This window comes from Flavobacterium sp. ZB4R12 (assembly GCF_048276375.1).
Lineage (GTDB): Bacteria > Bacteroidota > Bacteroidia > Flavobacteriales > Flavobacteriaceae > Flavobacterium > Flavobacterium gawalongense.
In genome coordinates, this window is the sequence record NZ_JBLNKS010000031.1 from 1 (window position 1) to 10,541 (window position 10,541).

Here is a 10,541-nt window from a genome sequence, read left to right on the forward strand (position 1 = left end):
CCAACTATAAGGCTTTGCGGTCTGTTGCCCACTAACCCACAGAGTAAGCCTTCCATTATGTTTCTGTTCGTTCAATCACAGTTTTACCTCCAGCTTCCTTCAGATTTGAGATCGCCCCCAACACCCTTGCTCTCGGCTAACGATTCCCATTGGCAGGCTCGTTCGGGACTTACACCCTATAGATATATGGTATGCGTAGCGCACAAGAAAAAACCCTAACATCAATATGTTAGGGTTTTTTAGGTTTAAAATTTGACCTATTCCTCAGACCTTAACTCATAGTAATGAGGTTTATGTTTAAAAAAAATTGCTTTTCAACGCATCTCTTCTATTTTTATCAAATGCAAAGTAAAAGCAAATTTGCAATCCGTACCTACAATTATAAACTCAATTCTCCGAAGTATCCTCGCTTCAGAGTTATTTATATATTAGAAATAAGTATAACTGAAACAGCTCTGAGTTTTACCGAAGGGTTAATAACTATTTATTGTTAAATACTAACAACTAATTTTATTCTTCAGTAATTTTGATATCAGTTATAGTACTCCCAAACATAATCAACACCGTTTTTTTTCTCAGATTTGAAAACTGAAATATGCAAAAGACAAATAAAAGTATCAAAACCCTAAAAAATAAATAAATGTCCCGCTTAGACAAAACCAGCAATCTTCCACTCTTCCAAAAAGCAGAATTGATTTATCAATTAGTAGAAAGCTTAGTAGCTTCGCTTCCTGAGGAGGATGCGTACATACAAGACACCAAACACTTAATGCGAGAAGATGCCATGATCATTACTGCGAAAATTGCTGGTGCAGAAGGTGGAGATTTGTACAGCATTCGCATGCAAAATGCAGCAATAATTAGAGAACATGCCATGCATTTATATGTCCACGTAGGCAGTTTACGGTTGCATAAAAACTTTAAAGAATTAGAATATGTTCAACTCATTCGCAAAGAGCTAAACGATTTTAGGCTATTGTTTATAGAATGGGTAGAAAGTTTTGACACCAACAACCATATCTGGGACGATTGGGGATTATTCAATCCTCCAGGAGCCATTCCTCCAAGCCAGCAAGATACAGCTACTGATAATGATTTTGATCTCAATACTTTTTTTGAAGATGATGAAGAATAATATATTGTCCATAATAAACACCCCAAAATAGATCATCTACATAAACTAAATTCATGGATTCTGACACATTCATTTTCTGCCTCGAAGCCGTTCCCGATGTAGAAACTCACACCACTACTGAAGTGGTCAAAAACTTAGAGCGACTAGCTTTTGAACAAAGCATTACAAGCATTTATAAAGCGTGCGACACTATTGAAGGATTAGAAGAAAGTTTAAATACACTACTCTATGAAGACCATAATTTTAAGAATTATGAAATCATCTACTTAGTAATGCCAGGTGAAGGAAACAACATTTGCCTCAATGATTATTACTATAGTTTAGAAGAAATAGCTGAGTTATTTGAAGGAAAAATGAAAGGGAAAATTTTGCATTTCGCCAATGCAAAGGCATTAGACTTAAGCCCAGAAGAAGCACAATACTTTTTAGATATTACAGGAGCACGTGCTGTTTCTGGTTATGGGGCGGTATTCCATAACTTAACCAGCATTGCCCTCGACAAAGCTTTCTTTGGCTTATTTGAAGAACAAGATAATGTCGTCGAAATTGTAGAAGAATTATATAAAAAACACTATGCCCTTTGTAAACTACTCGATTTTAGATTGTATTATTAAAAATGGAATCGCCCTCTTTTAGCAAAAGTCCAAATTAGTTTGAATACTTAAGAATAAGGAATCCAGCAAATAATAGAATTTATGTACTCGTTTTAAATTCTTTTCTTCATAAATAATAATCACCATTTATTAAAGATAATTACTTAATCCAACTGTAAGACAAACAGATTTATTATACAATTTTAGATTTTCATTATTTACTCATCAAAACTATTTAGTCTTAATGACAATAACTCCTGCAGAAGCCTGTGATCCATAAATAGAAGCTTCCGCACCCTTTAACACACTTATGTTTTTAACATTATTAGGCGATATATAATCAATACTTGATACAATCATTCCATCGACAACAAATAATGGTTCCGAAATATTACGAATAGAACTCACTCCTCTAATGGTTATCCTATTGTCTCTTGAAACTGTAACCCCAGACAAACGACCTCTAATCATATCGTATATTGTGTTATAAACAGTAGCATTTTTATCATTTGGAACACTTGTGCCTTCTGAATTATTAACCTTATATTTTTTATCCACTTCAGAATATCCAATTGTAATCTTATCTCCTTTTTTTGTTTGTCCCCTTATAGATTTATCCGAGTCTAAAAACATAAAATTCATGATATTTTCATTATTGAATTTAGAAGACAACAAACCATATTCATGTGAGTAAACATTAACCATAGTCACCTTTTCAGGAAGCAATACTTCAAAATCCCCATTTTTATTTGTTTCAACATTTGTATAAATAGAATCTAAAAATACTTTAGCATTTACAACTGGTTTATTCTTACTATTGGTAACCTTTCCTATTAGCTTATTTTGTCCATAGCTAAAACCAACAAATAATAAAAAAATAAATAATAGTGACTTAGAAATTTTCATAATGTTTTGATTTATAAATTTTTAATAAATATATGAAAAAGTATGACTCAATCATTAATTTGAAATCATAATTGCTAATGCAAATTTAAATTGATGACAAAGTAATTATTTAAAACAGTTGTACTTACAAATAATTCAAAAACTAAAAACTCACAATCATTACAAAAAACGAATTCACATTGTACTGATTTAACCTTTCTAAATTTCCAGTGAAGTATTAACTCTACTAAAAAATTATTTGTCACTAAAACAAAAGAGGGAAAATAGTCATCCTTCACTTGCTAATTAGCTTAAAATCAGAAACTCTATATTTCAACAGTAACAATAAATTCTTTTAAAAAAGAATAAAAAACATCATTATCCATTTTTTAAAAAACGAACAAAAAACATAATATTAACGTATTACTTAACCTATAAATAGTACATATAAGTGCATTTCATCGGATTTTTACGCATTTAAACTATAAAAAAAAACAAAATAATTAAATTTAAGATCGCAATGCAAATATTTTTTAATTAGAATCGATTGAGACCAAAATATTCGCATCATAATTAATCAAACAGACGACAATTATGAAGAAAATTACTTTACGATATAAAAAAATAATTCTCACCTTTTTTTTACTTTTTATTACATTTTTTGGATATTCACAGACAACTCAACCCTATACAACATCCGGATCATTTACTGTTCCTGCCGGAGTGACAAGCTTAACCGTTGAAGCTTGGGGCGGCGGCGGGAAAGGTGGTTCAAAATCTAGTGGCGGCGGTGTTGAATATGGTGGCGGTGGCGGTGGTGGCTATGCAAAAAAAGTGCTAACAGTAACACCTGGATCATCTTATTCCGTAACAGTGGGATCTGGTAGCACATCAACTGCGGCAGGAGGAGATTCTTGGTTTTCAAACAATACCGTCATCCTTGCAAAAGGAGGCAACAGTGTACCTGACAATACCACTACGGGAGCCAGCGGTGCTTTATCATCCGCTTGTATTGGAGATACTGTACTTTCTGGAGGAAATGGTGCTAATGCTATTACTAACACAGGTGGTGGTGGTGGCGGTTCTTCAGCAGGAACAGTTTTAAATGGCGTTACCGCGACCAATCAAAACGGGGCAACAGCACCAACTGGCGGTGGTAATGGCGGTAATGGTGGTAGTGCCAGCGGTTCTGGCTCAAATGGAGCTTCAGGCGTAGTGCCTGGCGGCGGCGGCGGCGGCGGCGGAAAAGGAAATGATGGTGGTTCAGGCGGAGCTGGTAAAATCATCATTACGTGGACCTGTTCTACCTATAGCTTAAGCACAACAGCTGTTGCCTCACCGATATGCGTAACAAATAATGCAAGCGTATCCGTTACTTCTACAGCTGCAGGACTACCAACAGGAACCTATACCGTCACATACAACTTAACTGGGGCAAATACCGCAACGGGAAGTACAGCAGCTATGACAGTTACAACGGCTGGTTCAGGAACTTTTACCACAAGCACATTACCAAATTCAGGTACAACTACCATAACTATTACAAATCTGGCAAGTGGCGGAACTGCGCCAAATAATTGTAGTTCAGCTATTAGCGCTAATAATTCGACAAGCGTAACTGTGAATGCCACTCCAACGATTACGAGTACGGCTCCTGATTCCAGAACTGGTTCGGGAACAGTTGTGTTGGGAGCTGCAGCTTCTGCAGGAACAATTTCTTGGTTTGCAGCATCAACCGGAGGAAGCGCCTTAGCTACAGGGACAAGTTTTACGACTCCCACTATTTCAACAACTACAACTTATTATGTTGAAACCACCAATGCTTCCTGTACTTCTTCTCCAAGAACTGCGGTAATAGCAACCGTAAATTTACCGGAAATAAACATTCTGGGAAACGCCATTTCAATTACTGATGGTGACGCAACCCCAAGCACAACAGATTGGACCGAATTTGGATCAATGGAAACCAGTACGGGAATCATCACAAAAACATACACCATTCAAAATACGGGTACTTCTGCCTTATCCATAGGAGCCATAACTATTTCTGGAACTAACGCCAGTGATTTCACCGTTACCACTAGTCCGAGCGCTTCAATTGCTGCGGGAGGCAGCTCTACATTTGCTGTCAGCTTTAATCCTGGCACCTTAGGTTTAAAAACGGCCGCAATTTCAGTTATAAACGGTGACGCTAATGAAAATCCTTATGATTTTTCCATTCAAGGTACGGGAATTCAAACCTTTTTTGATAGCGACGGGGATGGCGTTTATGACAATTTTGACATTGATGATGACAATGATGGCATTCTGGATGCCACTGAGGAGGTGAATTGTAACAGCGTAAATGGACATAAAGTAGATTATAAATTTTTAAATGAAACCTTTGGCACAGGAGGAAGAACTTCAAGCTTTACGGCTGCCTATAATGCCACAACAACCTATTGTTATGAAGACGGAATTGCAGGCACTAATACAACCGAATGTCCTTCACAATCAACCTGGATACTGGATGATGGTGAATACACGGTAGTCTCTAAAATAACAGGAACAGTAGCCAGCGATCCTGAAAATATTCATGGCGATTTAGCCTGGTATAACGGAGAAGATCATACCACAGGAGATACCAATGGAAGAATGGCTGTTTTTAATGCCAGTTTTACTCCCGGCACATTTTATGAAACAACTATTACCGGGGTTTTGTCAAATCTACCTATAACCTATAGTTTTTGGGTATTAAACATAATGGCCTCGTCTACTTTCCCAGGCTCAATTTTACCCAATGTAACAGTAGAATTTTATGATTTATCAAACAATCTCCTTACCTCTTTCAATACAGGAGACATCGGAAGATGCTCAGGAAGCACTACAGACAATACCTGCAGTCAAGGAGTTTGGAAACAATTTACCACTAGTGTCAACTTAGGAAATGTGAATGCCTTTACCATCCGTTTCAAAAATAATGCTCCCGGTGGTGGCGGTAATGACCTTGCATTGGATGATATCCTAATTTCACAAACTTTATGTGATTTAGACAATGATGGCGTTGCTGATATGTTTGATTTGGATGCCGATAATGACGGAATTGAAGATGTTATTGAAGCTGGCTTAGGAAACTTGAGTAATGCCAAAGGAAAAATAGATGTGGCTTGGGTTGATACAAACGGAAACGGACTTCTTGACAGTGCCGAATCCACAGCTGCATTACCGGCATTAGACTCTGATGCTGATGGAATCCCAAATTATATAGATTTAGACAGTGACAACGACAGTCTTTTTGATGTGGACGAATCTGGTGCAGGAAATACAAATGCTGTTTCCGGATATGAAAATGGCGATGGCGATATCAATGGAGACGGTGTTGGTGATGGACCGGAATCAGAAACATTTAGAAGTAAAGATATTAATGGAGATGGGATAACTGAAGGTTTTGGTGACGGAATATTAGACATTTACGACTATGGTACGGGAGCTACGAACCAATACGGAAATTTAGGGCAAGGTATTGCAACTGCAAATCCTGCCACTACCTATCTAAAAGACACCGATGGAGACGGAATCCCCGATTATCTTGATGTAAAATCTAATGGAAGTACGTTTGATATTGCCAATACTTTATTAATATATGACTATAAAACGTTAGACACCAATAATAATGGAATTATCGATGGCACAACAGACATTGATAAAGATGGTATTCTGGATGCTTTTGATACCAATACAGCCTATTTTGGTTCTCCTAGAGATTTATACACTAAACTATTTCTAGACTTTGATGGTCGAAATGATTATGGTCAAAGTACAGCAATTCTTGGAGGTCTTACCAGTGCATCGCTGATGGCATGGATTGATTTAAACCCTACTTTTTCTACTGATGGAGTTATTGTAGGACAAAATAATTTTCAAATACGAATTACTGCTGCAAAGAAATTAGAAGCTGTCGTAAATGGCACTACGGTAACCTATAATACCGCTTTAAATACATCACAGTGGTATAATGTTGGCGCAATTTATGACGGAGCCAATATAAAGTTATATTTAAATGGTGCTTTGGTGGCAACTCAAGCAAAAACCGGAAGCATATCCGCTGATGCAACGTTACTTACTTTAGGAAGGGATTCTAGTACAGCTACAAAATATTTTAAAGGAAAAATTGATGAAGTACGAGTGTTTAATATGGCTTTAACAAACTCCCAATTACAAAGAATGGTGTATCAGGAAATACAAAATACCGGCTCACAAGTTAGAGGTACAATCGTCCCTAAAAATGTTGCTACATCGCCTGCTTCCTTACCTTTTGCCAATTTGCTTCGCTATTACAGAATGGATAATTACAAGGATGATATTATTGATGACTTGACAACTGCGGCTATTGATGTTACAGGAACAAAAATCTTCAACCATAAAAACATCTATGTACAACAGGCTCCTATGCCTTTTTTAACGGAGCGAACTGGAGATTTTGCTACTGCCGTAAACAGTCCCACAAAAGAAATTAGAGGGAATGACATTATGGATCAGGATTGGTCTATTGTAAAAGTGCAACATGATATTACCGAAACGGCTAATACTATTGATTTAGGAATGCTGGTAGATTCTGGAAAAAACATTGTGATGAATAATGATACCAAAATACAAAATGATTGGTACTTAAAATTAGATGGGAAAATAGATTTAGCCGGTAGGTCACAGTTAGTTCAAACTACGGAGAGTGATTTAGATGTTACGAGCTCTGGGTCTATAGAAAGAGACCAACAAGGGCAATCCAACAAATACAATTATAACTATTGGAGTTCTCCTGTGAGTCCTATTAATAATACATCGAATAATGTGGACTATACTGTTGCAGGTGTTATGAAAGACGGGACTACATCAACTCCACAAAATATAAGTTGGATTGATGGATATGACGGGTCTCCTACCTCTCCTATTAGTTTAACTCGGTACTGGCTTTATAAATTTGATAATTACCAGGAAATTTATGCTAATTGGGCTCAAATAACAGAAACTATCCCACTACGAGTAGGTCAAGGATTTACACTCAAAGGAAGCGGAGCAGGTTCGCTTACTCAAAAATACACCTTTACCGGAAAACCAAATAACGGCACTATCTCATCAAACACAGTTACTGAAGACCAATTATTACTAACTGGTAACCCATATCCGTCTGCATTGGATGCCAATGCTTTCATAAACGACAATTCAAACTTTATGGATGGAACATTATATTTTTGGGAACATTACACAACTAACAACACACATGTTTTACGTGATTATCAAGGGGGGTATGCTGAAAGAAATTTAACTGGTGGAGTAGCCCCATCGGCATTAGATGTAGATTTTATTAGTCAATCCGGAACTCCATCAAGAGGTATACCAAATCAATATATCCCTGTGGGACAAGGTTTTTTTGTATTTGGAAAACAGTTTGCCGGTAATGGTAATCCTGTTATTTTTAAAAATAGCCAAAGAGGTTTTCACAAAGAAAACGACGCTTTGAATTCTAATGTAATATATAAAATTAAAACCATTTCTAAAAAAGAAGCATCTTGGAATAACAATAACAATGATCCTATAGAAAAAGATACTTTTAAGAGAATTCGTTTGGGTTTCAACTCTCATAACGATTATCACAGACAAGTGCTATTAGGATTCATGAATGAAAAAGCGACATCCGATATGGATTATGGTTATGATGGATTAAATTTCGATGACTTTCCGAATGACATGTATTTATTGAATGGAGAAAATCAGTTAGTAATTGAAGGCGAAGGCTTTTTTAATGCAAATGCCTCCTACCCTATTGGCGTAAAAACTGATGCCGAAGGAAAAGTAAAGTTCATGATTGATGAATTAGAAAACTTCGATTCAGAACAAGCAATTTACATATATGATAATCTGACCGGGATATATCATGATATTCGCAATGAAGCATTTGAAGTGATTTTGCCAGAGGGTGAAAACAACATTCGTTTTTCATTACAATTTACTGATAAAACGCTGAATGTTGATGATAAAATCATCAATGATAATACCATTAAAATTACTCATTTACAAAATGGAAATACACTCGTGATCAACAATAACTTATTGGATGCAACCGTTAAAAAAGTTACTTTATTCAATATAGCCGGTCAATCAATAAGCACTTGGAAAATTGAAAATCAAGATCAACAAAACATTCAATTACCTATTAAAAAAGTGAATTCCGGTGTTTATATTGTAAAGATTCAAACAACAAAAGGAGATTTTAGTAAAAAAATAATCATTCCTTAACAAGGAATAAGAAAAAAGAAAAAAAACTGTCTTTTCAGACAGTTTTTTTATGTTTAAATTGACCTTAAAAGAAGAAAAACCAGAAACATTAAAGGTTAATTTTCTTAAAACGGGTAGTTTGTCGGATGATAAAATCCTTTCATCGAAAAAAAAATTTTTTTCCAAACAATATCATCATAAATACTTAATTTTAAGATATGTAAGCCTAAATATATTAAAACTAAAAACAAATAAATAATACTCCTAGCACAATTCTTCTTGTTATTTTTTGTGTGAAATAATTATTAAAACCACACCAAAACTGTAACAGGCAGATAACTTTTTCATTGAAAATAATACCACTACAATAAACATTTTTTTGTTTCTAAAAACTGCATGAATTTCTCTATGCCTTTTTATAAAAATATTAATCGTTTGATTTTAAAATGTAGGTATCATGAAAAAAAATTACTTCTGTATAATTCTATTGTTTCTAAGTACTCTTTATAGTTTTGGGCAGTGTCATACTCTTTCCGGAGATAATAAAGTTTGTATTAATACAACTGAAACGTATACAACTGTATCTGGTGAATCAAATTATATTTGGACATTTGCTGGCGGAACTATTAGTTCTGGAGGTTTGCTAAGTGACAATACAATAACGATTGTTTGGGGTAGTACGGCTGGAAACTATAACGTTAATGTTACTTTTGATGGCGCACCCAGTTCTAGTTGTGGAGGAACGGCAACGGCTACTCTTATTGTAAGCGTAAATGTAAAACCTAATACTCCAAGTGTTTCCCCTTTAAGTTATTGTTTAAATGCGGCCTCTGATATAGAGGATGCTATTACAGGATCTTTAACAGATCTCCTTTGGTATACTGTATCAACAGGAGGAACGTCTACTCCTATACCTCCAACAATTGATACCGGTGTTGCAGGAATCACTTCATACTGGGTTAGTAGAGATGGTGGTGGACCTAGTTGCGAAAGTAATCGAGCTGAGATTGTGGTAACAATTAATCCTTCAACAGGAGCAACCAGTTTTACAGCGGGAGCAACCACAGTATGCCAGAATGCGGCAGATGAGACCTATACTGCAACAGCAGCGAACAGTACTTCAATAGCATACTCTGTATTACCGGCGGCGGCGGGAGTAATCAATACAACTACTGGTATCATGGACTGGGATGCGGCGTTCAGCGGAACAGCAACCATCACCGCCACTTCAACTGGACTTTGCGGAACAACAACCGCTAACAGAGCGGTAACGGTAACACCCAATAACACAATTACTTTATCATCAGCGGTAGCAACTGCAAACCAAACACTTTGTATTACTACTCCAATTACGAACATAACCTATAGTACAGCAAGAGCAACTGGAGCAACATTCAGTGGACTTCCAACGGGAGTAACTGGAAGCTGGTCAGGAAATACCGTAACTATAAGTGGTTCCCCATCTGTGGCTGGAACATTTAATTATACAGTAACTTTAACTGGAGGCTGTGGAACTATTACTACTACGGGTACTATCACGGTAACACCAAACAATACGGCTGGAGTTGCATCGACTACACCAACCTTATGTATTAGTACCTTATTAATCAATATTACTCATGCTACAACCGGAGCAACAGGAATAGCAGCAGCAGTGGGTTTACCTGCGGGAGTTA

At 36.3% G+C, this 10,541-nt stretch carries 5 protein-coding genes; 4 read left to right on the plus strand and 1 reads right to left on the minus strand.

Annotation, left to right across the window (positions count from 1 at the left end; genetic code table 11):
- Positions 1-640: 640 nt before the first annotated feature.
- A complete protein-coding gene (locus ACNO7W_RS16050; RefSeq protein WP_143387974.1) occupies positions 641-1,135 on the plus strand; it encodes a hypothetical protein in 495 nt (164 codons plus the stop codon).
- Positions 1,136-1,188: 53 nt separating this feature from the next.
- The gene (locus ACNO7W_RS16055; RefSeq protein WP_417938880.1) at positions 1,189-1,749 is read left to right on the plus strand and encodes a DUF6642 family protein; all 561 of its coding nucleotides are present in this window, start codon (positions 1,189-1,191) and stop codon (positions 1,747-1,749) included.
- Positions 1,750-1,959: 210 nt separating this feature from the next.
- On the opposite strand, the gene ACNO7W_RS16060 is transcribed toward ACNO7W_RS16055, so the two are convergent.
- Complete coding sequence (locus ACNO7W_RS16060) at positions 1,960-2,634, minus strand: TonB-dependent receptor plug domain-containing protein (RefSeq protein ID WP_417938881.1); 675 nt, start codon at positions 2,632-2,634, stop codon at positions 1,960-1,962.
- Positions 2,635-3,207: 573 nt separating this feature from the next.
- On the opposite strand from ACNO7W_RS16060, the gene ACNO7W_RS16065 reads away from it, so the two are divergent.
- Positions 3,208-8,886 carry a LamG-like jellyroll fold domain-containing protein gene (locus ACNO7W_RS16065; RefSeq protein WP_417938882.1) on the plus strand — a complete coding sequence of 1,893 codons (5,679 nt, stop codon included), beginning with the start codon at positions 3,208-3,210 and terminating at the stop codon, positions 8,884-8,886.
- Between the two features lie 436 nt (positions 8,887-9,322).
- Positions 9,323-10,541, plus strand: a 1,219-nt coding sequence (locus ACNO7W_RS16070) for a hypothetical protein (protein WP_417938883.1), incomplete at its 3' end; no start/stop codon positions are given.